Origin of the sequence: Promicromonospora sukumoe 327MFSha3.1, assembly GCF_000385135.1 — a bacterium.
In the GTDB taxonomy this organism is placed as follows: domain Bacteria; phylum Actinomycetota; class Actinomycetes; order Actinomycetales; family Cellulomonadaceae; genus Promicromonospora; species Promicromonospora sukumoe_B.
On sequence record NZ_ARQM01000006.1, the window covers coordinates 1 to 25,705 of the forward strand.

The following is a 25,705-nucleotide window of genomic DNA, read 5'->3' on the forward strand; positions in this document are numbered from 1 at the left end:
GGGCAGGGGCGTGCTGCTCAGCGGCGACACGATCTTCGCGAACCCGGACCGGACGTCGGTGTCGTTCATGCGCAGCTACCCGAACCGGATCCCGCTGTCGGGGCCCGTGGTGCAGCGGGTCGCGAACCACGTGGCGCGGTTCGAGTTCGACCGGCTCTACAACAACTTCCGGGGCGTGATCCCGGTGGACGCCCGGGCGATCGTGCTGCGCTCCGCGGACCGGCACGCGGCCTGGACGAGCGGCGCCAACGACCACCTGACGTAGGCGGGGCAGGGGCGGGCGGTAAGGCGTGATCAGGGTGGTCGGTAGAAAGTCAGGTGGTCGGCAACCCGGGTTGCCGACCACCTGACTTTCTACCGATCACTCGCCCGCCGGCGGAGCCAGCCGCTCGCACGGCCGGCCGCTCACCGGCTCAGCAGCAGCGGGCGCCCGGGTTCGCGTCCTGGGCCGCGTACCGGTCCCGCCAGAACTCCCGGACGGTCGGCACCGCGGCGTCCGGGTGCACACGGCGCAGGTGCGCCACGTACCGCTGGTAGTCGCTCTCGCCCAGCACGCCGGTGACGTACCAGGTCAGGGCGCGCCAGCCCCGGCGGAGCGAGCTCACGCGTGCGTCCCCGTCCTGAGCTTGTCCGGGTTCTCCTCGTAGTAGGCGGTCCACTGGGCCGCCACCTCCTTCTCGGCGTCGGACGAGATCAGGCCCGACGGCGCGAACGTCGCCGACTTCGCGTCCGGTTCCTCGGTGGTCGGCAGGCCGCCCGCCCGGATCGCCTTGACGCACACCCACAGCGCCACGAGGGCGACGACCAGCACGAGCACCGCGAAGACGATCGACAGCGTGCCCTGCAGGAACGTGTTGCGGATGACGGCGTCCATGGCGGCCGGGTCGGCCGCTGTGCCGAACGACGTCTCGCCCGCGGCGCGCGCCTCGCGGAACGCGTTGTGCTGCGCCCAGTACCCCAGGCTCGGCTCGGGCGAGAAGATCTTCTGGTACGACGCCGTCATGGTCACCGCGAGGTCCCACAGCAGTGGCACCGCGGGGATCCAGGCCCACTTGAGGTAGCCCTTCTTGACCACGACCACGGTCACCAGGGCGAGCGCCATGGCGGCGAGGAGCTGGTTGGCGATGCCGAACAGCGGGAACAGCGTGTTGATGCCGCCCAGCGGGTCGGTCACGCCCATCAGCAGGATGGCGCCCCAGAGGCCGCAGACCACGATCGAGCAGATCCACGCCCCCACGCGCCACGACGGGTCGCGGAACTTCTTGAGCGGGCCGCCGAGGTTGCCCAGCGTGTCCGAGAGCATGAAGCGGGCCACGCGCGTACCGGCGTCGACCGTGGTGAGGATGAACAGCGCCTCGAACATGATCGCGAAGTGGTACCAGAACGCCGTCATCGCGGAGCCGCCGAGGAACGAGCCCAGGATCTGCGCCATGCCGAACGCGAGGGTGGGCGCGCCGCCGGTGCGGGACACGATGGACTCCTCGCCCACGCTGTCGGCGGCCGCCTGGATCTCCTGGCCCGTGACGGGCGGGCCGGCGAGGCCCAGGCCGTTCACGTAGTCGGCCGCCGAGCCCGGCTCGCCGCCGGTCAGGGTGGCCGGCGCGTTCAGCGTGAAGTACAGGTGCTGGTCGATGGAGATGGCCGTGACCAGCGCCATGATCGCCACGAACGACTCGGTGAGCATGCCGCCGTAGCCGATGAGCCGGAGCTGGCTCTCCTTCTCGACCAGCTTGGGCGTGGTGCCCGACGAGATCAGCGCGTGGAAGCCGGACAGGGCGCCGCACGCGATGGTGATGAACAGGAACGGGAACAGCGAGCCGGCGAACGCCGGGCCGTTGCCCTCGATGGCGAAGCTGGAGATGGCCGGCGCCTGGACGGCGGGCTGCGCCACGATCACGCCCACGGCGAGCAGGATGATCGTGCCCACCTTCATGAACGTGGACAGGTAGTCGCGCGGCGCGAGCAGCAGCCACACCGGCAGCACGGAGGCCAGGAACCCGTAGCCGACGATCAGCCAGGCGACGGTGACCGGCTCCAGCGTGAACGTCTCGGCACCCCAGGGGGTGTCCGCCACCCAGCCGCCCGCGACGATCGCGAGCACGAGCAGCACCACACCGATGATGGATACCTCGGACACCCTGCCGGGGCGGATGTAGCGCAGGTAGACGCCCATGAACAGGGCGATCGGGATGGTCATGCCCACGGAGAACACGCCCCACGGCGACTCGGCCAGGGCGTTGACCACCACGAGGGCGAGGACCGCCAGGATGATGATCATGATGACGAAGACGCCGATCAGGCCTGCCGCGCCGCCGATGGAGCCCATCTCGTCGCGGATCATCTGGCCCAGCGAGCGGCCGCGGCGGCGGGTGGACAGCCACAGGACGAGGTAGTCCTGGACGCAGCCGGCCAGCACGGCGCCGATGATGATCCAGATGGTGCCCGGCAGGTAGCCCATCTGGGCCGCGAGCACCGGGCCGACCAGCGGGCCGGCGCCCGCGATGGCCGCGAAGTGGTGGCCGAACAGGACCCGGCGGTCGGTCGGGGCGTAGTCCTGACCGTTCTCGTGCTCCTCGCCCGGCGTCGCGCGGTCGTCCCGCGGGCGCACCACCTTGTACTCGATCAGGCGGGCGTAGAAGCGGTACGCGACCACGTAGGTGCCGACGGCCGCGACCACGAAGTACGCGCCGTTGACCGACTCCCCGCGCACGAACGCGACCAGCGCCCACGCGACCGCCGCGACGACGCCGATCGCGGCGAAGATCAGCTTCTTGCCTGTGGTCATGGGTCTGCGGTCGATGACCGCGACCGGGGGGAGGTCCGGATCGTTCCGGACCAGCTCAACGTGCTCGGGTGAGCGCACGGCGGCCTCCTTGCCGGGGTGGCCGGCCCATGGCGGGCCGGATGCTGGGTGAAACCTGACTGCGCACCGACTCTAGTTCCCCCGCATCAAGAAGAACCAGGCCCGATCCCCCGGACTTGACGTGCCAGACGTACAGATCCCTCCTGTGACCTGTAGGTCTGACACGTGAGGTGTGGGAGTGTCATCCCCGTGACCCTCACCCTGCCCGCCCCGCTCCTCGGCCCGGCGCGGCTCACGGCCGCCTTCCTCGTGTCCGCGTCCGCGATCCTGCTGTTCGCGATCCACATCCGACCGATCGCGTACCTGCCGCTGGTGCTGGGTATCGCGCTGGGCCTGTGGGCCGACCGGGCGCTGGGCCGCGACCTGGCGCTGATCGGCGTGGGCATGGGGATCATCTCGCTGATCTCGCTGAAGGCCGACCTGTCCGACGCCGGGATGCTCCGCTTCACGCTCGCGCTCGGCGGGTCGGTGCTGGTGCCGTGGGCGCTGTCCCGGTTCGTGTTCAAGCAGGACACGATCCGGTTCCCCGTGGCGACCGGCCAGCGCTGGACCCGCGGGCAGTGGGTCTACCTCGCCCTCGTGGTGCTCATCGGCTACCTCGTGCTGCCGTTCTACTTCCTCGGCTCGGGCGCGTACCTGAACTGGCCCGACCTGGACGGGACGCAGGACATCTGGCGGCTGTTCGTGGGCGTGAACGCCGTGGGCATCTGGGACGAGCTGTTCTTCATCTGCGTCGTGTTCGCCCTGTACTGCAAGCACTTCCCGATGTGGCAGGCCAACGTCCTGCAGTCGATGATCTTCGTGTCGTTCCTGTGGGAGCTCGGCTACCGCGAGTGGGGGCCGCTGCTCACGGTGCCGTTCGCGCTGGTCCAGGGCTGGATCTTCGCGAAGTTCAAGTCGCTCAGCTACGTCGTGGCGGTGCACCTGCTGTTCGACGCCGTGGTGTTCGCCGTGCTGGTGCACGGGCACCACCCGGAGCTGTTCGACATCTTCGTCACGGCGCCCTGACCGGGGGACGGCGCCGCTGCCGGCCCGGCCGGGCGCCGCGGCGCCGTCCGGCTAGCTCGTCTGGTCGTTCGTCTGGCCCGGTCCGCCGACGGCGGCCAGCAGGTCGCGCACGTCCTCGACCTCGACCCGGATCGCGTCCGCCTCGGACTGCGCGAGCGCCATGGCCTCGGCGTCCGTGCCGCCCTCGATCTCCTTGTCGGCCGGCTGCAGCCCGCCGTAGTGGTGCTCGACGAGCGCCGCGAGCAGCGCGATGTCGAACTCCGAACCGTCGAGCCGAGCCATGGCGTCGATCTGCTCGTCGGTGAGCATGCCGTGGTTGCCGCCCTCGTGCGAGTGCGCGGTGGCACCGGCCCGGGGCCCGCTGCCGTCGTCGGGCACCTCGGTCTTGAGACCGCCCGCGGCGAGTGCCAGGGCCTCCCGGCCCGCCGCGGGGACCGGGATGTCCCGGGCTTCCAGCCAGGCGGCGAGCTCGTCGACCCGGCCCGCGGACGCCTCGCCGACCTCGACGGCGAGGGCGAGCACGTCGTCGTCGGTGGACCGGCCCGGGGCGAGCGCCGCGAGCTGCACGGCCTGCGCGTTGTGCTCGATCGCGACGGCGGCGTAGCCGGAGTCGGCCTCGGAGTACCCGGCGGCCTCCTGCTTGGCAGGGACGAGCACGCCGAGCCAGAGCAGCAACGCGAGCACGACGGCGAGGCCGCCCGCGAGCACGGCGCCCATGATCCGCAGTCGTCGCCCCAGCCCGTAGGCCGACGACGGCGTCGTCGGCTCCTGGTCGGAGACCTCGCCCGACGGCGGGGCGGTGTCCTCGGTCGTCGAGTCCTGGGGCGTCATGTCCGGGAGGTTCCCATACAAACCACCGTACGCGCCATCACGGAAAACCCTCATGCGGTCAGTCACCAGCAACGACCGGGCCTGATACTCCCCTTCGAGGCCTAAGTTTCTTCGCTCTGAGCCGACCGAAAGCGAAGAAACTTAGGCCTCGAAAGAGGACCCCGGGACGGCCGAGGCCCACCAGCAACGATGTGCCGGTGGGCCTCGGGGTGTCAGACGTCGGAGACGGCTGTCGGGTCAGCGCCCGAACGACTCCTGCATCTGCGGGTTGAGCGACTTCTGCTTGACCCGCTCGGCCTTGCCGTCGATCGAGTCGTCGATGTCGAACGTGTCGAAACCGATGCCGAGGTCGTTCGAGTAGGCGTAGCCGTTGTAGTAGTACGTCGACCAGGTGCCGCCGCTGCTGACGCCCTCGCCGCGGTCGAACCAGGCGAGCTCACGCGGACGCTCCGAGTTGGTGAAGTCGAACACCGACACACCACCCTGGTACCAGGACTGGACCATGATGTCCTTGCCCTTGACTGGGATCAGCGAGCCGTTGTGCGCCACGCAGTTCTCGTCGGCCGTGTTGATGCGCGGGATCTTGTAGTACGACTTGAGCTCGAGCTCCTTCTTGCCGTGGCGCCCGCGCTCGATGTCGTAGATGCCGTTGGCGCCCAGCTCCGGCGCGTACTCGCCGGTGCAGGTCGCGAGACCGCCGCCGCCGAGCTCGTCGGTGAAGACCACCTTGGTGGCGTCGTTGTTGAACGTGGCCGAGTGCCAGAACGCGAAGTTCTCCGTGTCCCGCACCTGGCTGATCACCTTCGGACGCTCACGGTCCTTGATGTCCATGAGGATGCCGTCACCCATGCACGCACCGGCGGCCAGGTCGTACTTGGCGTAGGTGGTGATGTCGTGGCAGCCGCTCGTGGTGGAGGCGCTGCGGCTCGGGTCGCCGGGGTAGCCACCGTCCGGGAAGAGGACCGGCGTGGCGACGACCTTGGCCGACGTCGGCTTCTTCACCGGGATCTTCACGATCGAGATGAAGTCGTGCGGCGGCTGGCAGTCCGGGAACGTCGCGTTGGGCGAGTAGGACGACACGTAGGCGTAGAGGTCCTTGCCGTTCTTGGACGGCGCCAGCGAGTGGGTGTGCGAGCCGCAGGAGGTCTCGACCGACTTGATGTACTTCGGGGACAGCGGGTTCGAGATGTCCCAGATCTTGATGCCCTCCCATGCCGCCTTCTCGGTGGCGGGCAGGGACGTCGAGGCACAGGAGTCGTCGCTGCGGGACGAGTCCGTGGACAGCACCAGGATGTCCTTGTAGACCGAGACGTCGTTCTGCGAGCCGGGGCAGTAGACCTGCACGACCTGCTCCGGGTTCTCCTTGTCGGAGAGGTCGTACACGGTGAAGCCGTCGTAGTTGCCGGCGAACGCGTACTTGCCCTGGAACGCGATGTCCGAGCCGGTGCCCTGGAGCGCGCCGTTCTTGGGCTGGTTGCTCAGGTGGGTCATGTTCTCGGACGCGGTCTCGCCCGGCGGGACGTCCGGAGCTGCGACGTCCGCGGCGACGGGCGCCGCGAAGGCCGTGGCCGCGATCATCGCGGCCAGGGCGGCGCCGGCGGCGCCCCGCACACGAGGTCGGGTAAAGGTTGGACGACGCACGGGCGTCACACCTCCTAGGTCGGTTGTGGGCAGTGTTGCTCACAGGGACCTCTCAGGACCAGGAGTTTCGGGATCTTTAACATGGTGGTGACAAAGCGCCACCTAGCGGCGCGGAAGCGACATCAGGCTTGGTGTCCGCATGTGATGACCTGTTGGTAGATTCCGGCGCCAACGTCCTCCGATGGTCTGCGGCCACCCAGCGCATGACCGAACGATGACGCGGACTTCAGCCCGTACGAGAGGATCCGCCCGTGAAGACGCTGACAGGTGCCGGACGACGATCGCGCGTCCGGACGGTCGCGATCGGCCTGGCCGTGCTGGCGCCGGCCCTTGTGCTGTCCGCCTGCGGGCCCGACGAGGAGCCCGAGGAGGTCTCGAAGCCGAGCTCCGTGGTGGTGCAGCCCGGCAAGCCGGGGGAGGCGGCCCAGACCATCGCGCCCGAGGACTACGAGGGGGCGCCCAACGCCGAGGCGCCGTTCTCGAAGGCGGACGCCGAGTTCCTCACCGACATGATCTGGCACCACGGGCAGGCCATCGACATGTCGGTGCTGGCGCCGGAGCGCGCGGAGTCCGAGCAGATCAAGACCTTCGCCACCCGCATCGACGTGGTGCAGGGCAGCGAGATCAAGCTGATGTCCGACTGGCTGGAGGAGAACGACTACCCCGTCCCGGTGACCGCCGAGAGCGGTGACGGCTCAGGTCCGCGAGCGCCGGAGCACGGGCACGACGCCGACATGCCCGGCATGCTGAGCGAGGCCGAGATGGCCGAGATGGAGGACGCGTCCGGGACCGAGTTCGACCGGCTGTACCTCGAGGGCATGATCAAGCACCACGAGGGTGCGCTGGCCATGTGCAAGGACGTCGCCGCGGCGGGCAGCGAGGAGCGGGTCCTGGAGCTGGCGAACAACATCGCCGCCGACCAGATGGCGGAGATCGACCGGCTGGACCAGATGCTCGACGCGCTGTGACGCGCTGACCCGGCTCGCCGGCCCGTGACACGACGACCTGGGACATGACGATCGCCGGGAACGGAGCAGGCGCTCCGTCTCCCGGCGATCAAGGGTGATCGGCGTCGGCCCCACCAGGCCGCCGCCGACCGGTCAGATGCGGCGCCGACCCAGCAGGATCAGGCCGGCGACGGCCAGGAGCACACCGAGTGCCGCCGCGATGATCACGCCGACACCGATCGCACCCGCCGGCGCACCGTCCACGCTGGTGCGGAGCACGCCGGTGCCGTCCGACAGCTGCGCCGTACCGGACGCGACGTCGGACGTGCCCGCGGCGAGCTTCACCGAACCGTCGGCGAGCTGCTGCGTGCCGTCGGCCAGTGTGACCGCGCCCGCGGCCAGGGTGTGCGTACCGTCGTCGAGGGCACCCGTGCCGTCGTTGAGGTCGCGTGCACCGTCGCGGGCGTCCTCCAGGCCGTCGCGCACCTTGACCGAGCCGTCGGCCAGCTTCTGCGACTTCTCGACCTTGGGGACGACGCGGTCGCGCACCTCGATGATGCCGTCGAGGAGCTGGCCGGAGCCGTTGTGGAGCCGGCCGACACCGGTGACGAGCGCCGGCGTCTGGCCCGCCAGCGTGGCGTTGCCGTCGGCGAGCCGGTTCGCGCCGGAGACGAGCTTGGGCACCCCACTCTTGAGCGCGTCAGCACCGGCAGCGAGCTCAGCGCTGCCAGCCGCCGCACGCTCAGCGCCTCCGACGAGCCGGGCGCTTCCCGCGTAGGCCGAACCGACGCCCGCCACATACTGCTGAATTCCGGGAACGAGCTTTCCGGTGCCAGCATGCAGATCTGCCGCACCACCCTTGAGCTGCTCCGAACCCGCTGCAACACGAGCCGCGCCCACGGCGAGCGGCTCGAGCCCATCCGACACCAGCTGAACACCGCCGGATACCTGCGCAGCGCCCGCGGCCACGGACTGAGCGCCGTTGGATACGCCCGTCGCCCCCGCAGACAGGGTGCCGAGAGACGCGGCGAGACCGCCCGCGCCGTCACGAGCCTGCGCCGCTCCGGCGCTCACCTGCCCTGCACCGTCAGCCAGGCTGTCCGACGACGCAGCGAGCGCCTCGAGCTGCGCCTTCAGGGTCGGGTCGTCAGTGGCGCCGGCAAGCTGCGTCAGCTTCTGCTGCAGAGCTCGGTTGCCACCCTGGACCTGGTCCGCCCCGGAGACGAGGCCACCGATCTTCGTCGAGAGAGTACCAGCACCGCCCTGCGCAGCAGCAACGCCTCCGGCTACCGCGGCCGCGCCGTCTGCCACGCTCTTTGCTCCTGCCGCCGTGTCGCCAGCGCCTTTGACGAGCGCGGGGGCGCCCGCCTTTAGCTGCTGAACGCCCGCGGCCACCTGGTCCGCTCCCTCGTCCAGAGCCACAGCACCCGTCGCGAGGGCACCTGCTCCTTCCTGGACCGAACTCGTCCCGCCAAGAATCGCCTTGTTGTTGGCGGCAAGCTGCGACAGCCCGGAGTTGAGCTCCTTGTTGCCGCCGTAGAGCTGGGCGTTCCCATCGGCGAGCCGGTTCGCCCCGTCGATCAGCTTGGGCGTCCTGCCGCTCAGCGTCATCAGGCCGGTCTGCAGCTCCGCGGACCCGTCCGCAAGCCGCTCCGCACCTTCAGCCAGCGCCGGCGCCTTGGTGTTGAGCTCGCCGAGCCCGTCGTTCAGCTTCGTCTGACCGGCAGTCAGCCGCAGCGACGCGTCCGCCAGGTCCGCGACATCCGACGCGGTCTCGGCCGTACCGTCCGCGATCTGCTTGGACCCGTCGTGCAGCTTGATCACGCCCGCGCGCAGCTTCGCGGAGCCCGCGTCGAGCTCCGCGGTTCCGGCGGCGAGCTTCTCCGCGCCCGGCACCACGTCGTTCTGCACACCGTTGTTGAGCTCGGTGGCACCGGCGCTCAGGTCGCCGACACCCGAGACCAGCTCGGCCTGGACGCCGTCGTTCAGCGTGCTCGCGCCGTCGTCGAGCCGGACCGCGCCGTCCGCGACGCTGCCCTGGAACAAGAGCATGAAGGCCGTTGCCACGATGGCACCGACCAGCAGCATGGCTACGCCTACCGCCGCGAGGATCGTCGGCCCGGGTCCTGATCGTGGTCTCGGTGATGCATGAAGCTGCGTCATCGGTTCGCCTCTCGTTCTGCGGGCTTCGTCGCCCCGCGGAAGTTGTCGGACCGGCGCCCCTGCCCGCCGGGCTCGCCGCCGTTGGCGAGCACGAAGCCCGTGGTGGTGGGCATCTGCGCAGAAGTTACCCGGGCGTTCAGTCCTGCGGAACGCTTTTACTGATCACAACTCAGTAAAGGAGAGAAGATCACCCGCTCGCCCGAAACGGTTCTACTGACCCGAAGTCAGCCGAGCCGGGCGTCGACCGCCTCGGCCGAGAACCGGTCGTCGACGGCGACCCGCGCCAGCCCGACGAGCACGGCGTCCGGCCCCAGCGCGGCGGCCCGGATCCGCAGCCGAGCGGTCGCCCGCGGCTGCGCGCCCGCGTACACACCGGCCCGGATGCCGGCGATCACCGCCGGCACGGCCAGCTCGCCGGCCACGACCAGGTCGGCCGGGTTGAGCACCCCGATAACCACGGCCAGCACGCGCCCGATCAGCCCGGCGGCCCGCTCGAGCTCGGCCGTCACGAGCGGGTCGCCGCGCTCGGCGAGCGCCCGCAGCCCGGCCAGCGAGCCGACGTCGGACCCTGCCTCCCCGAGCCGGCGCAGCAGCGCCGTGCCGCCCGCCTCCGCGGCGAGGCAGCCCCGGCGACCGCAGCGGCAGACGGCGTCGCCGCCGACGTCGACGTGACCGATGTCGCCCGCCCCGCCGTCGGTCCCGCGGTAGGTGCGGCCGTCGATGACGAGCCCTGCCCCGAGGAACCGCGACACCTTGACCAGCACGAACGGCTCCGGCTGGCCCTCCCGGCCGGAGCCGAGCTCGGTGAACTCGCCGTACGCCGTCGCGTCGGCGTCGTTCTCCAGGTGCACCGGCACGTCGAACCGGGCGCGCACGGCCTCGACCACGGGCCACGCACCCCAGCCGGGCATGACCGGCGGGTCGGACAACCGGTGGTCGTGCGGGTCCACGGGGCCGGGCACCGACAGCGCGACCCCGCCGACGGAGGCCGGCTTGATCCCGGCGTCGGCCAGCAGCGTGTCGAAGCCGTCCAGCAGCTCGGGCAGCACCGTCTCCGGCCCGGCGGCAAGGTCGACGGCCAGCGGCATCCGTGCCAGCAGCGTCCCGTGCGGGTCGACGACGGCGAGCTCCCCTCCTTCGAGCTCCAGCGCCGCCACGAGCACCAGCGAGTCTGTCGGGTCGAACACGAACCGCTCCGAGCGCCGTCCGCCGGTCGCGCCCGCGTCGCCCTGGGCGCGGACGATGCCCGCCGCCACCAGCGCGTCCATGCGCTGCGCCACGGTGACCCGCGACAGCCCCGTCGCCTCCAGCACCTGGATGCGCGTCGTCGCCCGTCCGCTCCGGATGAGCTGCAGGATCTCGCCCGCGCCTGCTGCCACGTTCTTCCTCAGTTCTTTCCCGGGCCGACCAGCCCTCGCTCTTCCCGGGCGGATCAGCCCTTGTCGGCCCCCGCGGTGAGTCCCTCGGTGAGGGCGCGCTCGGCCACTCCATACAAAATCACGATCGGCACGGTGAGGAGCACGCTGCCCGCCATGAGAACCGTCTTCGACACCTCCTGACCGTCCGCGAGGCGGGTGAGGCCGAGGGAGACCGTCCACAGATCCTGCTTGGCCGAGAGGAACAGCAGCGCGAAGAGGAACTCGTTCCAGGCGATCATGAACGAGTACAGCGCGGTCGACATGATGGTCGGCATCGCGAGCGGCACGGTGATGCGGGTCAGGATCTGGAAACGGGAGGCGCCGTCGATCACTGCCGCCTCGTCGATCGACTCGGGGATGCCCGCGAGGTAGTTGCGCAGCATGTGCACCGAGACGGGCACCGTCAGCGCGATGTACGCGATGACCAGCCCCACCAGCGACGACCCGAGGCCCAGCACCTGGAAGCCGACGAACACGGGCACCGCGATGATGATCGTCGGGAACAGGTACACGGCCAGGAACAGCCACGAGACCTGCGAGCGCCCGGCGAACCGCAGCCGGGTGAGCGCGTACGACGCCGGCACCACCAGCGCCACGGTCAGCGCCGACGCCGCCACGGCGACTATCGCGGAGTTCCGCATGAACCGGCCGAACCCGTACCCGCCGTCCTCCTCGGAGGCCAGGACCGCGCGGTAGGTCTCCGTGGTGATCCGGTCGAGCTGCGGCAGCACCCGCAGCGGGTCGCGCAGCAGATCGTCGATGCGCACGAAGCTGAGGCTCAGCATGTAGACGAACGGCAGCACGGTGGCCGCGACGAGGGCGACGATCACCACGACGCGCAGCACCCGCAGCACGCTGCTCTGCACGGACACCGCGCTCATCGGTTCTCCTCCCGCTGCCGGGCCGTCAGGCGCAGATAGATCGCCAGCGCGACCCCCAGGAACACGGCCATCACCGCGGCGGTCGCGCTGGCGCCGCCGATGTCGCTCGACCCGGTGAGCTGCTCGAACACCCGCACCGAGGCCACCTGCGTGCCCGCGGCGCCGCCGGTGAGCAGGTAGACGTCGTCGAACTCGTTGAAGGCCATGACCATGCGGAACAGCACCAGCAGGGCGATCGTGGGCAGCAGCTGGGGCAGCACCACGAACCAGAACTTCTGCAGCGGTGTGGCGCCGTCGACCACGGCAGCCTCCTCGATCTCCTTGCTGAGGCCCGTCAGCGCCGCCCCGAGGAAGAGGAACGCGAACGGGAAGTACCGCCAGATGTCGTAGACGATCACGGTGCCGAGCGCCGTGGGCGCGGCCGAGAGGAAGTTGACCGGGTGCTCCCAGCCGAGCACCTGCGTGCCGAACGCGTTGACCACGCCGTACTGCGGGTTCAGCGCGACCTGCCACACGAACGTGGTGGCCACGACCGGCGCCACGTACGGCAGGAGCATGACGGCGCGCAAGGGCGCGCGGAACCGGAACCGGTCCCGGAACGCGAGCGCCGCCACGAGGCCCACGGTGATCGACCCAACGGTGGTCGCCACCGAGTACTGGACCGTGGTGACCAGCGCCTGCCAGAACGCGGGCGACGTGAGCACGTCGGCGTAGTTGTCGAGCGTGAGCTCGTTGAACAGGCCGTTGCGCGCCACGTCCACGTAGCGCGCGTCCTGGAACGACAGCACCACGGTCCAGACGATCGGCACCACGATGATCGCGGCCACGACCAGCACCACCGGCGCGACGAGGGTGATCCCGTCGCGGTTCTCCCGCCCGCGCAGCTTCGAGGTCGGCACACCCGGCACCGGGCGGAGCCGGCCCTCTCTGACCCGCGCCACGGGTCAGTCCCGGCCGGCGATCTCGGCCACCGCTTCCTGCATGGCCGCCTGCGCCTGCGCGGCGTCGACGCTGCCCGAACCGAGGTCGGCCGCGGCCTTGGCGAGCGGCAGCTCGCTCGTGATGGGGCCCAGGATGGCGCCCTGCCCCTGCGGCAGCGCCCAGCGGTCGGCGGACGCCGGGGCGGCGGCGAGGGTGTCGGTCACCTCGGCGGGCCAGACGTCGGAGAACGTCTGCCGGGAGTCGATGCCGATCTCCAGCCCGGACCACGCGTCCGTGTACTCGGTGGGGCTCTCCGCCGTGCCGGTGCGCACCGGCACCTTGCCCTCGGGCGCCATGGCCAGCCAGTCCACGTAGGCGTCGGACATCATGTACTCGACGAAGTCCGCGGTCTCGGGGTCCGCCCCGTCGGTGATGCCCCAGGACACGAACTCGACGTAGCCGGCGGCGTTCCCGCCGTCGCCGCCCGCCGACGGCCCCTCCACCACGGGGACCACGCCGGTGTTCTCGGCGAGCCAGCCCGGGTCGTCCGCGCACTCGTCGCACGACGGCGTGAACTCCTCCCGCAGGCCGGCCATCTCGTCCAGCAGGAACGACGACCACACGGTCATGGCCGCCTGCCCGGCGAAGTACGACGCGCGGGTGGACTCGACGCCCTGCGAGCCCTCCGGCGAGAAGTCGGCGGCCAGGGCCCCGTACAGGTCGATCGTCTCGGTGCACGCGGGGCTGTCGAGGGTGGCCTCCCCGGCGTCGTCCACGAGCTCGCAGCCGTTGCCCTGCGCCAGGAACTCCAGCGTCTGCTGCGTGAACGGGTCGGCCGCGTCCGTGGACAGCGTGATCCCGTACCGGCCGTCGGCCGACAGCTCCTCGGCCGCCGCGCGCAGGTCGTCGTACGTGGCGGGCGGCTCCAGGCCCGCCTCCTCGAACAGGTCGGTGCGGTAGTAGACCATCATCGGCCAGGCGTCGGACGGGACGGCGAGCAGCTCGTCGCCGTCGCTGGTCAGCTCCAGGGCCTCGGGCGTGAAGGTGTCGGCACCCAGCGCGTCGACCACCTCGGCGGCCGCGTCCCGGTCGAGGTAGCCGTCCCGGTCGAAGGACCGGACCAGCCCCGGGCTGATCGCGTTGACGACGTCGGGCATGTCCTCGCCGGAGAGTGCCGCGGCGGACAGGAGCTGGGAGACCTGGTCCTCCTCGACCGGCACCAGCTCGGTCTCCAGGCCGGAGTCCTCGGCCCAGGCGTCCATCGCGGCCTGCTGGATCGCGAGGCGCTCGGGCTGGGTCTCGACCGTCCAGACGGTGACCGTCCCGTCCGACTCGGGACCGCCGCTGCCGCAGGCGGTGAGCGTGAGGAACGCTGCCACGGCGGTGCCCGCCGCGATCGTGAGGCGGGCCGTGGCCGCGCGGTGGTGCCGGAGCATGACTTCTCCTCGTCATCGAGTGAGTAGATCTGGCACTTATGTCTAACCTACTGTCGAAAGATGCACAAGGACTTTGAGGAAGATGCGGTCGACGCCGCCGCCCGCGTCCTGGACAGGAACTGGACCGGCCGGCACACCGTCCCGGCGACCGGGCTGTACCCCCACCAGTGGAGCTGGGACTCGGCGTTCGTCGCGATCGGGACGCGGCACCAGGAGCCGGTACGCGCCCGGGCCGAGCTGCTCGCCCTGCTCGACGCCCAGTGGGCCGACGGGCGGGTGCCGCAGATCGTCTACGACGTGAGCCGCGACGACGACTACGCGCCCGGGGCAGCCTTCTGGGGTGCGGCGACCTCCGGGCTGGTGCAGCCGCCCGTGCACGCCTGGGCCGCGTGGCTGGTGCACTGCGCGGACCCGGCCGGCTCCGCGCGGGAGGGATTCCTCGCGCGGGTGTACCCCCGGCTCGCGCGCTGGCACGGGTACCTGCACGGTCCCCGCGCGGGCGGCGTCGGGCTGCCGGTGGCCAAGCACCCGTGGGAGACCGGGACCGACAACTCGCCCCTGTGGGATACCGCGCTCGAACGGGTGCCGCCGCAGGCGCGCACGCCCGTGCGGAGGCCCGACCTGCGGCACGCCGGGTCCGGCGAGCGCCCCGGAAGCCGGGACTACCGCCGCTACTACCGGCTCGCCGAGACTTACCACGACGCAGGCTGCGCTGATGACGTGCCGGTCGGGTTCGCCATGGTCTGCCCGCTGTTCAGCACGCTGCTGGCGGTCTCGGAGATTGCCCTGGCAAGGATGGCGGAGGCGCTGCCCGACGGCGGCGGCGACGCGCGAGCCGGCGCGCACGAGGCAGCCGCGGCCCGTGTGATCGCCGCGATGGACGAGCATCTCTGGGACGACGACCTGGGCCTGTACGTCGCGCTGGACGACACGACGGGGCAAACGGTCCCGCGGGCGACCGTCAACGGTCTGGTCCCGCTGCTGCTCGCCGGCGTTTCGACGCGCACCGGTGCCAGCACGACGACAGGTGCAACTGCGGACAGGAGGGCGGGCACCGCCGCGGGCGGACGGGCGGGCCTGGCGCCGGGCCGCAGCGAACGGCTGCTCGCGACGCTCGCCGCACCGGGGTTCCTCGGCGGGGGACCGTACCTGCCGAGCACCTCGCGCGACGACCCCGCGTTCGACCCAGCCCTGTACTGGCGGGGGCCAGCGTGGTTCAACACGTCGTGGGTGCTCCTGCGCGCCGTGCAGGCTCTGGGCCAGGACGAGCCAACAGCCCGCCTGCGCGAGCACTTCGCTGTGGCCGCGCCCGGGAAGTTTCCCGAGTACGTGGACCCCGACACAGGGGCCGGCCGCGGGACGCGCCAGTTCTCCTGGACCGCGGCGCTGACCCTGGACGTGCTGCTCTCGGACGAGTCGACCGTGCTCCCGGGGCCGGGATGCTGATTCGTCGCAGGGGCACGACGTAGCCGGACCGCTACCTCACTGGTCGCGGCATTCCTCGGGAATCTTCAGCGAGTCCGGCGAGGCACCTCCGAACGGAGACAGCTCGTAGGTGTGGCACGGGTCGTAACCGTCGGGGGCTTCGAGATGGACGACTATCCGGTACCCCTCGCCGAACTCCCCTCCCCACTCGACCGACAACGTATCGCCGAATATCGCGTCTATCTCCGACCGGTCCAGACGGCCCTGTCCCGCGCGTTCCTCCAGCTCGTACTCGAACGCGTCGACCTGGTGCTCGTAGTACTGCACGTTGACCCCGCCGCTGGGGTCCATGAGCCCTGAACCTGGCATGAGCCGTAAGAAGAGCGCCACCCCCAGAGCAACCAGCAGGGCGAGCGAAAGGAGCACCACGATCGCCCATACCGGCCAGCCAAGCCTCATCGCACGACGACGGGTCACGGCACCACACTCTCCAGGGATTCGATCGAAGACGCCGGTCCAGAGCGCGATGCTCCGCTCACGTTCGGAGACCGGGCTCGATCGCACACGCTATACCTGGCCGCCGGTGGGACATCTACCCAGCGATTGCGCCCGAAAACAGCCGTGTTTCGGGCCTAATCGCTGGGTAGAAGCGCACCTTCGTGCGACGGAGCCGAGCCGCCCCGGCACAGCAGAAAGCCCCGGCTCCCACAGGGGAACCGGGGCCTTCTCGCGATCAGGCGATCAGCCGAGCCGAAGCTCAGCCGGCGACGACCTGGACGCCGATCTTGGCCGACACCTCGGGGTGCAGGCGGATCGACACCGTGTAGTCACCGGTCGTCTTGATGGACTGACCGATCTCGATCTTGCGCTTGTCGACCGACGGGCCACCGGCAGCGGCAACCGCACCGGCGATGTCCGCCGTGGTCACCGCGCCGAACAGACGGCCACCGGGGCCGGCGTTCGCCGTGACGACGACCGGCTTCGCGGACAGCGAGGAGGCCAGGGCCTTCGCGTCGTCCAGCGAGGCGATCTCGCGGGTCTTGCGAGCCTTGCGGATCGCGTTGATGTCGGACTCGGCGCCCTTGGTCCAAGGGGTCGCCAGCGAACGCGGGATGAGGAAGTTACGGGCGTACCCGTCCTTCACCTCAACAACGTCGCCGGGCTCGCCCAGGCCGGTCACCTCGTGGGTCAGGATCAGCTTTGCCATTGTTCTCGATCCCTTCCTCAGCGAGCCGTCGACGTGTACGGCAGCAGGGCCATCTCGCGGGCGTTCTTCACGGCCTTCGCGATCTGGCGCTGCTCCTGGACGGAGACGCCGGTGACGCGACGGGCACGGATCTTTCCGCGGTCGGAGATGAACTTGCGCAGCAGCGCCGTGTCCTTGTAGTCGATGTTGGCGATCTTCGCGGACTTCAGCGGGTTGATCTTCTTCTTGGGCTTGCGCACCACAGGCTTCGCCATGGTGTTGCTCCTTCGTCAGGTGCTGCTCACTTCGCCTGGCGGGCTGCATGAGCACAAAAGGTGAACTGGGGGGTGCCGATCAGAACGGCGGGTCGTCCGAGAACGAGCCGCCCGACGACGCCGGGCCTGCCGTGGCCCACGGGTCGTCATTGCTCTGACCGCCACCGGAAGAGCTGAATCCTCCGCCGGAGCCGCCGCCCTGCTGGCCGCCGCCTCCGTTGTAGCCACCACCGCCGCCGCCACCGAAGCCGCCGCCACCGGACCGCTGGGCCCGGGTGACCTTGGCCGTGGCGTAGCGCAGGGACGGACCGATCTCGTCCACCTGCAGCTCCACGACGGTGCGCTTCTCGCCCTCACGGGTCTCGTACGAGCGCTGGACCAGGCGACCCTGCGCGATGACGCGCGTGCCCTTGGTCAGCGACTCCGCGACACTCTCCGCGGCCTCGCGCCAGATCGAGCAGCGCATGAACAGGGTCTCCCCGTCCTTCCACTCGTTGCTCTGGCGGTCGAAGGTCCGCGGGGTCGACGCCACCGTGAAGTTGGCGACCGCCGCACCGGAAGGGGTGAAGCGCAGCTCCGGGTCCCCGGTGAGGTTCCCGATCACTGTGATGACAGTTTCACCAGCCATGCCAATTCCTCGATTCAGTCGACGTTCCGTACGCGTTGTCCGGGCTCGCGGTGAATGCAACCACGAACCACTGACACTCGCGCGGGCGTTGGAGGTTCAGATCCGACGACTTACTTGTCGCCGGTGCGCAGGATCTTGGTACGGAGGACGACCTCGTTGAGGCCGAGCTGCCGGTCCAGCTCCTTGGCGGTGTCCGACGTCGAGGTGAAGTCGACGACGGCGTAGATGCCCTCGGACTTCTTCGCGATGTCGAACGCGAGGCGGCGACGGCCCCAGATGTCCACCTTGTCGACGGAGCCACCCTCGGTCGAGATGACCGACAGGTACTTGTCGAGCGACGGGGCAACGGTGCGCTCCTCGACCTCCGGGTCCAGGATCACCATCAGTTCGTACTGACGCATGTGTATACCCACCTCCTCTGGTCTCAGCGGTCACGGTCGTTCCGTGACAGGAGGGTTCACAGCAAGGGTCAAGCCTACCTGGCATGTGCGCGACGACGGAAACGAGCGCGGGAGACCCCTCTCACACCTCCGCGGGGCCGGTGCCGGGCCCCGGGAACGCCCGAGGGGCCGCCTCCCGCAGGAGACGACCCCTCGACCATCGGCAGCCGGACGGCTACGGGCTGCTGTTCCCGTTGCCGCCACCGCCGCCACCACCGCCGCCGCCTCCGCCACCGCCGGTCGGCTCGCCGGTCGGGAGACCGACGTCCGGACCCGACGAGACGATCAGCTGCACCGGGCTGCCCGACTCCACCTGCGTGCCCTCGCCGGGGCTGACGTCGATGACGGTGCCCTGCCGGACGTCGTCGGACGGCTGGTACTGGACGACCGGTTCGAGGCCGGCGCCCTGGAGCTTGCCGCGGGCGCTGCCCTCGCTGCTGCCGATCAGGCCGCCCGGCACATTGGTGGCCTCGGGCTGCTCAGGTCCGGTCGAGACCTCGACCCGGATGCCCGAGCCGCGCGGCACCTCCTGCCCCTCCTTCTCCACGGAGAGCACGGTGCTCGGCGGCTGGTCGCTCGGGACCTCCACGAGCTGCGGGTTCAGCCCGGCGCCGGAGATTGCGGCCGCGGCGGCCGCGAACTGCTGGCCCACGAGCCCGGTCGGGACCATCACCATCTGGTCCTCCGAAGGCGTCGGCGACGGGGTCGGCGTGGGCGACGGCTTGGGGGCCGGCGGCACGTAGGGCGGGAACTCCTCGACCTCCATGCCCTTCGTGATCTCCTGCATGTACTGCGTCCAGGCTGTGACCGGCCAGGTACCACCGGTCAGGCTGCCGCCGGCCCACTGGCCGAACGGCGTGATGGTCTCCTCGCCGCCCTTCTCGCTGGTCTGGTAGAGACCCACCACCGTCGCGAGCTGCGGGATGTAGCCCGCGAACCAGGCCGACCTGTTGTTGTTCGTGGAGCCGGTCTTGCCGGCGACGGGGCGCTGCTTCCCGTCCGGGCCGAGCAGCTCCTTCGCGGGGACTCCGGAGCCCTCGTTGACGACCTGCTCCATCGCATAGGTGGCCTTGGCCATCACGACGGGGTCGATGATGTCCTTCTTGGTGTTCTCGCCGCTGAACTGCCAGACGTCCTCCTCGCCCCGCTTCACCGACGTCAGGATGTGCGTCTCGTGCCGTGTGCCCTGCGCCGCGAACGTGGCGTAGGCGCCCGCCAGATCCACCGGGCGCACGTTGGACGTACCGAGCACGTTGGACAGCTCGTCGTTGGTCGCTTCCTTGGGGATGCCCGCCCGGATCGCGACGTCCTGCGACTTCTTCGCCCCGATCTCGACGTTGAGCTGCGCGTAGACGGTGTTCACGGAGTTCGCCGTGGCGTCGACCAGGTCGATGTCGCCGTACGACTCACCGCCTGATCCGGCGGGACCAAAGTTGGTGAGCTCCTTCTCCGTCTCGACCCCGTCCACCTGCTCGGTCCAGCCCGGGATCTGCATCGGGCTGTTGCCGTTGTAGTACTCGTTGAGCTCGTGATCCTCCTCGAGCGCGCCGATGAGGGTGAACGGCTTGAACGTCGAGCCACCCTGCGCCTTGCCGTCCGTGGCGGAGTTGAACTGGACCTCCTCGTAGTTCTTGCCGCCGTACAGGGCGCGGATCGCGCCGTCCTTCGGGTCGATCGACACGATCGAGACGCCCAGCCGCTTGGAGGCGGCACCCTCGCCCTTGTACGGGATGGTGTTCGCGGCCTTGACCGCGGCCTTCTGGAACTTCGAGTTGATCGTCGTGTGGATCTCATAACCGTTGGTCATGAGCTCCTCCTCGCTGATGTTCGCCCCGTCGGGGTCGGCGAGCTCCTTGCGGACCTCCTCGAGCAGGTAGCCCACCTGGCCGGCGCGCGAGGCCGGCTTGTACTCGATGGGCTCGGGGAAGGTGGCGGACTTGCGCTCCTCCTGCGTGATGTAGCCCATGTCGGCCATGTTCCGCAGCACACGGGCCCACTTCTGCTCCGCGACGGCCTTCGACTCCTCGCCGAAGCGCGGGTCCCAGTACGACGGCGACGGGATGATGCCCACCAGCATCGCGGTCTCCGAGACGGTGAGCTCGGCCGCCGGCTTGTTGAAGTACGCCTTCGCCGCGGCCTCGAACCCGTAGGCGCCGCGGCCCAGGTAGATGCTGTTGACGTAGCCCTCGAGGATCTCGTCCTTCGTCTTCTCCTGGTCCACCTTCAGGGCCAGGATGATCTCGCGGAACTTGTCCGCGTAGGAGGACTGGCCCGGCTCGTAGTACGTGTTCTCCACGTACTGCTGCGTCAGCGTCGACGCGCCCTGGCGGCCGCCGCCGGTCACGTTGCTGATGGCCGCGCGGACGATACCCAGCGGGTCGACGCCCATGTGGTCCTCGAAGCCCTGGTCCTCGGACGCGATGACGGCCTGGCCGACGTACGGGGGCAGCTCGTCGAGCTTGCGGATCGTGCGGTCGACCGCCGCGAACTTCCCCATCACCTTGTTGTCGGCGTAGTAGACCGTGGTGGTCTGCGAGCCGATCGACGCGCGCGCGTCGGGCACCGGCCAGCCGATCCAGCCGGCGGTGAACACACCGACCCCGAGCGACAGCAGGGTCAGCCCGGTGCCGACGACCACGCGCCACGACGGGATCCACGCGCGCAGGCCCGTGCGATGCGGCCGCGGGTAGTTCCAGATGCCACGCCGGCGTCGGGGCGTCTGCGGCCAGATCGGAATCGGAGAGGGACTCCTGTTCGCCACGTCTTCCTCGTTCCTCGAATCAGTTCAGTGGGCGCACTGAACCGTCGAAACGATAGAGGATCGATGTTCGTAGCAAGTAGCACAAACGCGGTTTCTCTGTGTACGGCCCGTGTCCGCGACACGGGTCACAAAGGCTGCTGCCGGCGCCGATCGGGCCTTTTCACCCGGTATTTCACCCGACGCCGGCGGCGCCCCCGGAGACCGCTATCCGAAGATCCCGCCGCCGTCCTCAGACGGGTCGTCGGTCGGGTCTTCGCCGGGTCCCGTGGACACCACGAGGGTCACGTCACTGCCCTTCGGCACCTCCGTACCCTCGCCCGGGTCCACCGAGATCACCGAGCCCTCCGGCACGGTGTCCGACGGCGCCTCCTGCACGACCGGGTTGAGCCCGGCGTCCTGGAGCGCCTGCTCGGCGTCGCCCTGATCCTGGTTGGTCAGGCCCCACGGCACCGACGTGGTCTCCTCCTCCGCGCCGGAGCCGTTCGAGACCTGGACCTGGATGCTGGTGTTCCGCTCGACCTCCTCGCCGGCGCGGTCGACGGCGAGGACCGTGCCCGGGGGCTCGGGGCTGTCCACGTCGACCTGCACCGCGACGAGCTGGAGGTTCGCGAGCGTGGCGGAGGCATCCGTGAACTGCTGGCCCACCAGGTTGTCGGGCACCACGACCATCTCCTCGGCCTCCTCGGAGGGGCTCTCGGACGGCGTCGGCGAGATGGAAGGCTCGGGGACCGGCATCTCGTAGGGCGGGAACTCGACGACGTCCATGCCCTCGGTGGCCTTGGCCATGTACTCGGCCCAGGCCGTCACGGGCCAGGTACCGCCGGTCAGCCCGGTGAGGCCCATCTCCTTCCACTCCCCGAAGGGCGTGATCTGCTGGTACTCACCCTTGCCGTCGCGGGCCTCGCGGTCGTACTGGTACAGGCCGACGACGGTGGCGAGCTGCGGCACGTAGCCCGCGAACCAGGCCGACCTGTTGCTGTTCGACGTGCCGGTCTTGCCCGCGACCGGGCGGGGCGTGACGCCGTCGGGGCCCACGAGGTGCGAGGCCGGCTCGCCGGAGCCCTCCTGGACCACCTGGGTCAGGGCGTAGGTGGTGGCCGCCATCACCTCGGGCTCGAACTCCGTCTCGGAGGGGCCGCTCCACTGGTGAAGCGTCATGTCGCCGTCCTTGACCTCGGCCACAAGGTGGGGGGTCGTCCGGGTGCCCTGCGACGCGAAGGTCGAGTAGGCGCGGGCGATGTCGATGTTGTGCACGCTCGCGGTGCCGAGCACGTTGGCGAGGTTGGGGGCGACGATCTCGTTGCCCGCGGCGTCCGTCTCGGGGATGCCCGCGCGGGTGGCGACGTCCTTCGTCTTCGCCGGGCCCACCTCGACGTTGAGATGCACGTAGGCCGTGTTGACCGAGTTCGCCGTGGCGTCGAGCAGGGACACGTTCGGGTAGCTCTCGCCGTAGGGCGGCTGGCCGAAGTTGGTGAGGACCGCCTGCTCCTCCTCACCGGTCTCGGCATTCCGGTTGTTGTAGCCCTCGATCTCCTGCGGGGACGTGCCGTCGTAGGTCTTGGTCAGCGGGATGCCCTGCTCGAGGGCCGCGACCAGGGTGAAGGGTTTGAACGTAGAACCCGCCTGGGCGATGTCCTGCGTCGCCGAGTTCGTGGGGTAGGTGCCGTAGTCCGGGCCGCCGTAGAGCGCCCTGATCGCGCCCGAGGACGGGTCGATCGAGGTGAGCGACGCGCGCGTGTTCTCGTCGGCGTCCTTGGGCAGCGCCATCGTCTCGGCCGCGGCCGCCTGCATCTTGCGGTCGATCGTGGTCTTGATGGAGAACCCGCCGGTGGTGAGCTGGGCCTCCTGGATGTTCGCCCCGTCCGGATCCGCGAGCTCCTTGGCGACCGCTTCCAGCAGGTACGCGGTCTGCGGGTTGCCCGAGCCCTGCGTGTACTCCTTGAGCTTCGGGAACTCCGCCGCGGCGCGGTCGTCCTTCGTGATCACGCCGGACTCGAGCATGAAGTCGAGGGTGCGGCCCCACCGCGCCTTGGCCTGGGCCTGGGCGTCCTCGCCCTGCCGCGGGTCCCAGTAGGTGGGGTTCGGGATGATGCCCGCCAGGAACGCCGACTCGGAGATGGTCATCTTCTTGGCCGAGTGCCCGAAGTACGCCTGGGAGGCGGCCTCGATGCCGTAGGCGCCGCGTCCCAGGTAGATGGTGTTCATGTACCCCTCGAGCACCTCGTCCTTGGACTGCTCCTGGGTCACCTTGAGCGCGAGGATCGCCTCGCGGAACTTGTCCGCGTAGGTGGCCTCGCCCACGCCGATGTAGTAGTTCTCCACGTACTGCTGCGTGAGGGTCGACGCGCCCTGCTGGGCGCCGCCGGTCACGTTGTTGAGCGCAGCGCGGGCGATGCCCAGCGGGTTGATGCCCATGTGGGTACGGAAGCTCTGGTCCTCCGACGAGATCACGGCCTCGGCGACGTACGGTGGCAGGTCCGCGAGCGCCACGATGGTGCGGTTCTCGGCCGCGAACTTCCCCAGCGGCTTGCCGTCGGAGTAGTAGACCGTCGTGGTCTCGGAGCGCACGGTGTTCAGCTCGCCGGGGACGGTGATGTCCACCCAGGCGGACAGGACGACTCCCGCGGCGAGGGACGTACCGGCCAGCAGGGTTCCCACGACGAACCGCCACGACGGGACCCACGCGCGGATCCCGGTGCGGTACGGCCGGGGATAGTTCCAGATTCCCTGCCGGCGCCGGGGCGTCTGCGGCCAGATCGGAGAGGGACTCCAGTGCGACACGACAGCCTCTTCCTCGTTCGGACTCGGGGCCCGTCGGTGTGCGATGCGCACGTGCCGGTCGGACCACCCGAAACCATAGGGGATTCACCCTCTAGCGCAGTAGCCACATCCGCCGCACCGACGCAACCGGAAGATTTCAGCGCATGGTCAACGCAGTCCGTCTGCCCTCACTTCACATTTCTTCCACTTCTTCGATGGAACCCCTTGCCGGGCGCAGCGGATTGCGCCCCGCCGGGACCGTGCTTATCCTCCGATGTATCGACTCGATACATCGTGCCGAAGTATTTAACCCGGCCTGCCGGGTCATCCAGGAGGGAGGTCGCCGTGCGTAGTCGGTCCGACGTGCTGGAGACCGCCGTCCTCGGCCTGCTCAACGAGTCCCCGTTGCACGGCTACGAGCTGCGCAAGCGGCTCAACCTCGTGCTCGGCTCGTTCCGCGCCTTCTCGTACGGCACGCTCTACCCGGCCCTCAAGGGCCTGGTCACCCGGGGTCTGATCGCGACCACCGAGAGCGACCCGACGCCGCCGTCGCCCCGCAAGGTGAAGGCCGGGATTCCCGGCCGGACCGCCAAGCCCATGCCCCTCGGCCGCCGTCGTGTGGTCTACGAGCTGACCGCCGAGGGCAAGGAACACCTCCAGTCCGTGCTGGCCACCGCCGGCCCCGCGGCCTGGGAGGACGACAACTTCGACGTCCGGTTCGCCCTCTTCGGGCAGACCGACGCCGATACCCGCCTCCGCGTGCTGGAAGGCCGGCGCACCCGGCTGACCGAGCGCCTGGAGGCCTTCCGGGAGTCGACGACGCATCCGCGGTCGAGGCTCGACGAATATGCGCTGGAGCTGCGGCGCTTCGGGCTCGAGAAGGTCGAGCGCGAGGTGCACTGGCTCGACGGCCTCATCTCCACCGAGCGGGGACGCGCCGCGGCGCAGAGCCGCTCACCACAGCAGGAACAAACGAAGAAGGAGCGAGGATGACCTCCATCCGCGTGGGCATCGTCGGCGTAGGCAACTGCGCCTCGTCCCTGGTCCAGGGCGTGCACTACTACCGTGACGCCGACCCGGCGAGCACCGTCCCGGGCCTTATGCACGTGCAGTTCGGCGACTACCACGTGTCGGACCTCGAGTTCGTCGCGGCGTTCGACGTGGACGCGAAGAAGGTCGGGTTCGATCTGGCCGAGGCCATCAACGCGTCCGAGAACAACACCATCAAGATCGCGGACGTGCCGCCGACCGGCGTGACGGTCCAGCGTGGCCCGACCCTCGATGGTCTGGGCGACTACTACCGCGCCACGATCGACGAGTCCACGAAGGAGGCCGTCGACGTCGTCGCAGCGCTGCGCGCCGCCGAGGTCGACGTGCTGGTCTGCTACCTGCCGGTGGGCTCCGAGGAGGCCGCCAAGTTCTACGCGCAGTGCGCCATCGAGGCGGGTGTCGCGTTCGTCAACGCCCTGCCCGTGTTCATCGCGTCCGACCCGGAGTGGGCCGCGAAGTTCGAGGAGGCCGGCGTGCCGATCGTCGGCGACGACATCAAGTCGCAGGTCGGGGCCACCATCACGCACCGCGTGCTGGCCAAGCTGTTCGAGGAGCGCGGCGTCGTCCTGGACCGCACCTACCAGCTCAACGTGGGCGGCAACATGGACTTCAAGAACATGCTGCAGCGCGACCGCCTCGAGTCGAAGAAGCTCTCCAAGACGCAGGCCGTGACGTCCAACCTGACCGGCCCGCTGGCCGGCAAGAAGGAGGACCGCAACGTCCACATCGGCCCGTCCGACTACGTGGCCTGGCTGGACGACCGCAAGTGGGCGTACGTGCGGCTCGAGGGCCGCGCGTTCGGCGAGGTGCCGCTCAACCTGGAGTACAAGCTCGAGGTGTGGGACTCCCCCAACTCCGCGGGCATCATCATCGACGCGGTGCGGGCCGCCAAGATCGCGAAGGACCGCGGCGTCGGCGGCCCGATCCTGTCGGCGGCGACGTACTTCATGAAGTCGCCGCCCGTGCAGATGGAGGACACCGCGGGCCGGGCCCAGCTGGAGGCCTTCATCCGCGGCGACATCGAGCGCTGACCCGGCGCAGCTGACGCGCCAGGCGCCCGCCCGGACGTCC

The 25,705-nt window shown here is 69.9% G+C and carries 21 protein-coding genes and 1 pseudogene; 6 read left to right on the forward strand and 16 right to left on the reverse strand.

What is annotated here, in order from left to right; translation table 11 throughout:
* Positions 1-265: pseudogene (locus H291_RS34060) on the forward strand (hydrolase); the annotation flags it as partial.
* Between the two features lie 148 nt (positions 266-413).
* Here the strand turns inward: H291_RS34060 and H291_RS0103090 are convergent.
* On the reverse strand, positions 414-605 hold the full coding sequence (locus H291_RS0103090) for a YbdD/YjiX family protein (protein WP_020013517.1): 192 nt from the start codon (positions 603-605) through the stop codon (positions 414-416).
* Positions 602-2,785, reverse strand: coding sequence for a carbon starvation CstA family protein (locus H291_RS0103095; protein ID WP_084467694.1), 2,184 nt, complete (start codon positions 2,783-2,785; stop codon positions 602-604). The genes H291_RS0103090 and H291_RS0103095 overlap by 4 nt, the downstream gene beginning before the upstream one ends.
* Before the next feature lie 267 nt (positions 2,786-3,052).
* Here H291_RS0103095 and H291_RS0103100 point away from each other — a divergent pair, with 267 nt between their 5' ends.
* Positions 3,053-3,871 carry a CPBP family glutamic-type intramembrane protease gene (locus tag H291_RS0103100; protein ID WP_020013519.1) on the forward strand — a complete coding sequence of 273 codons (819 nt, stop codon included), beginning with the start codon at positions 3,053-3,055 and terminating at the stop codon, positions 3,869-3,871.
* A 51-nt stretch (positions 3,872-3,922) separates the two neighbouring features.
* On the opposite strand, the gene H291_RS0103105 is transcribed toward H291_RS0103100, so the two are convergent.
* Both H291_RS0103105 and H291_RS0103110 read right to left on the reverse strand, forming a co-directional pair.
* Complete coding sequence (locus tag H291_RS0103105) at positions 3,923-4,702, reverse strand: DUF305 domain-containing protein (protein ID WP_020013520.1); 780 nt, start codon at positions 4,700-4,702, stop codon at positions 3,923-3,925.
* Positions 4,703-4,939: 237 nt separating this feature from the next.
* A complete protein-coding gene (locus H291_RS0103110) occupies positions 4,940-6,313 on the reverse strand; it encodes an LVIVD repeat-containing protein (RefSeq protein WP_020013521.1) in 1,374 nt (457 codons plus the stop codon).
* 281 nt (positions 6,314-6,594) lie between these two features.
* Between H291_RS0103110 and H291_RS0103115 the strand changes: the two genes are divergently transcribed.
* Positions 6,595-7,311 carry a DUF305 domain-containing protein gene (locus H291_RS0103115; protein ID WP_020013522.1) on the forward strand — a complete coding sequence of 239 codons (717 nt, stop codon included), beginning with the start codon at positions 6,595-6,597 and terminating at the stop codon, positions 7,309-7,311.
* 132 nt (positions 7,312-7,443) lie between these two features.
* Here H291_RS0103115 and H291_RS0103120 read toward each other — a convergent pair whose 3' ends face one another.
* The 5 genes from H291_RS0103120 to H291_RS0103145 form a co-directional block, all read right to left on the reverse strand.
* Positions 7,444-9,378, reverse strand: a complete 1,935-nt coding sequence (locus tag H291_RS0103120; protein ID WP_020013523.1) for a hypothetical protein — start codon at positions 9,376-9,378, stop codon at positions 7,444-7,446.
* A 299-nt stretch (positions 9,379-9,677) separates the two neighbouring features.
* Entirely contained in the window at positions 9,678-10,832 is a 1,155-nt protein-coding gene (locus H291_RS0103130; RefSeq protein ID WP_020013525.1) for an ROK family transcriptional regulator, read from the reverse strand.
* A gap of 53 nt (positions 10,833-10,885) precedes the next feature.
* Positions 10,886-11,752, reverse strand: a complete 867-nt coding sequence (locus H291_RS0103135; protein ID WP_020013526.1) for a carbohydrate ABC transporter permease — start codon at positions 11,750-11,752, stop codon at positions 10,886-10,888.
* Complete coding sequence (locus tag H291_RS0103140; protein ID WP_232215977.1) at positions 11,749-12,651, reverse strand: carbohydrate ABC transporter permease; 903 nt, start codon at positions 12,649-12,651, stop codon at positions 11,749-11,751. Before H291_RS0103140 ends, H291_RS0103135 begins: the two co-directional genes overlap by 4 nt.
* Before the next feature lie 45 nt (positions 12,652-12,696).
* Positions 12,697-14,109, reverse strand: a complete 1,413-nt coding sequence (locus tag H291_RS0103145; protein ID WP_020013528.1) for an ABC transporter substrate-binding protein — start codon at positions 14,107-14,109, stop codon at positions 12,697-12,699.
* A gap of 60 nt (positions 14,110-14,169) precedes the next feature.
* Between H291_RS0103145 and H291_RS28420 the strand changes: the two genes are divergently transcribed.
* A complete protein-coding gene (locus tag H291_RS28420) occupies positions 14,170-15,555 on the forward strand; it encodes an MGH1-like glycoside hydrolase domain-containing protein (RefSeq protein ID WP_020013529.1) in 1,386 nt (461 codons plus the stop codon).
* Between the two features lie 36 nt (positions 15,556-15,591).
* Here H291_RS28420 and H291_RS0103155 read toward each other — a convergent pair whose 3' ends face one another.
* From H291_RS0103155 to H291_RS28430, 7 genes are all read right to left on the reverse strand, one after another.
* Positions 15,592-16,011, reverse strand: coding sequence for a hypothetical protein (locus H291_RS0103155; protein WP_157236688.1), 420 nt, complete (start codon positions 16,009-16,011; stop codon positions 15,592-15,594).
* Positions 16,012-16,291: 280 nt separating this feature from the next.
* Positions 16,292-16,741: a 50S ribosomal protein L9 gene (rplI, locus tag H291_RS0103160; RefSeq protein ID WP_020013531.1), complete on the reverse strand. Its 450-nt coding sequence runs from the start codon at positions 16,739-16,741 to the stop codon at positions 16,292-16,294.
* A gap of 17 nt (positions 16,742-16,758) precedes the next feature.
* Positions 16,759-16,995: a 30S ribosomal protein S18 gene (rpsR, locus tag H291_RS0103165; protein WP_020013532.1), complete on the reverse strand. Its 237-nt coding sequence runs from the start codon at positions 16,993-16,995 to the stop codon at positions 16,759-16,761.
* Positions 16,996-17,074: 79 nt separating this feature from the next.
* On the reverse strand, positions 17,075-17,623 hold the full coding sequence (locus H291_RS0103170) for a single-stranded DNA-binding protein (protein ID WP_020013533.1): 549 nt from the start codon (positions 17,621-17,623) through the stop codon (positions 17,075-17,077).
* Between the two features lie 110 nt (positions 17,624-17,733).
* Entirely contained in the window at positions 17,734-18,024 is a 291-nt protein-coding gene (gene rpsF, locus H291_RS0103175; RefSeq protein WP_020013534.1) for a 30S ribosomal protein S6, read from the reverse strand.
* A 214-nt stretch (positions 18,025-18,238) separates the two neighbouring features.
* Positions 18,239-20,701, reverse strand: a complete 2,463-nt coding sequence (locus tag H291_RS28425; RefSeq protein WP_051109372.1) for a transglycosylase domain-containing protein — start codon at positions 20,699-20,701, stop codon at positions 18,239-18,241.
* Positions 20,702-21,028: 327 nt separating this feature from the next.
* A complete protein-coding gene (locus H291_RS28430) occupies positions 21,029-23,482 on the reverse strand; it encodes a transglycosylase domain-containing protein (RefSeq protein ID WP_157236689.1) in 2,454 nt (817 codons plus the stop codon).
* Positions 23,483-23,929: 447 nt separating this feature from the next.
* Between H291_RS28430 and H291_RS0103190 the strand changes: the two genes are divergently transcribed.
* Positions 23,930-24,577, forward strand: a complete 648-nt coding sequence (locus H291_RS0103190; protein ID WP_026365346.1) for a PadR family transcriptional regulator — start codon at positions 23,930-23,932, stop codon at positions 24,575-24,577.
* Positions 24,574-25,665: an inositol-3-phosphate synthase gene (locus H291_RS0103195; RefSeq protein WP_020013536.1), complete on the forward strand. Its 1,092-nt coding sequence runs from the start codon at positions 24,574-24,576 to the stop codon at positions 25,663-25,665. The genes H291_RS0103190 and H291_RS0103195 overlap by 4 nt, the downstream gene beginning before the upstream one ends.
* The last annotated feature ends 40 nt before the right edge of the window (positions 25,666-25,705 follow it).

Bases quoted from the DNA above. Each gene is read 5' to 3' on its own strand.
- H291_RS0103095 (WP_084467694.1), bottom strand. From the start codon at position 2,785: ATGACCACAGGCAAGAAGCTGATCTTCGCCGCGATCGGCGTCGTCGCG.
- H291_RS0103105 (WP_020013520.1), bottom strand. From the start codon at position 4,702: ATGACGCCCCAGGACTCGACGACCGAGGACACCGCCCCGCCGTCGGGC.
- H291_RS0103120 (WP_020013523.1), bottom strand. From the start codon at position 9,378: ATGCTGCTGGTCGGTGCCATCGTGGCAACGGCCTTCATGCTCTTGTTC.
- H291_RS0103135 (WP_020013526.1), bottom strand. From the start codon at position 11,752: ATGAGCGCGGTGTCCGTGCAGAGCAGCGTGCTGCGGGTGCTGCGCGTC.
- H291_RS0103145 (WP_020013528.1), bottom strand. From the start codon at position 14,109: ATGCTCCGGCACCACCGCGCGGCCACGGCCCGCCTCACGATCGCGGCG.
- H291_RS28420 (WP_020013529.1), top strand. From the start codon at position 14,170: ATGCACAAGGACTTTGAGGAAGATGCGGTCGACGCCGCCGCCCGCGTC.
- rplI (WP_020013531.1), bottom strand. From the start codon at position 16,741: ATGGCAAAGCTGATCCTGACCCACGAGGTGACCGGCCTGGGCGAGCCC.
- rpsR (WP_020013532.1), bottom strand. From the start codon at position 16,995: ATGGCGAAGCCTGTGGTGCGCAAGCCCAAGAAGAAGATCAACCCGCTG.
- H291_RS0103170 (WP_020013533.1), bottom strand. From the start codon at position 17,623: ATGGCTGGTGAAACTGTCATCACAGTGATCGGGAACCTCACCGGGGAC.
- rpsF (WP_020013534.1), bottom strand. From the start codon at position 18,024: ATGCGTCAGTACGAACTGATGGTGATCCTGGACCCGGAGGTCGAGGAG.
- H291_RS0103195 (WP_020013536.1), top strand. From the start codon at position 24,574: ATGACCTCCATCCGCGTGGGCATCGTCGGCGTAGGCAACTGCGCCTCG.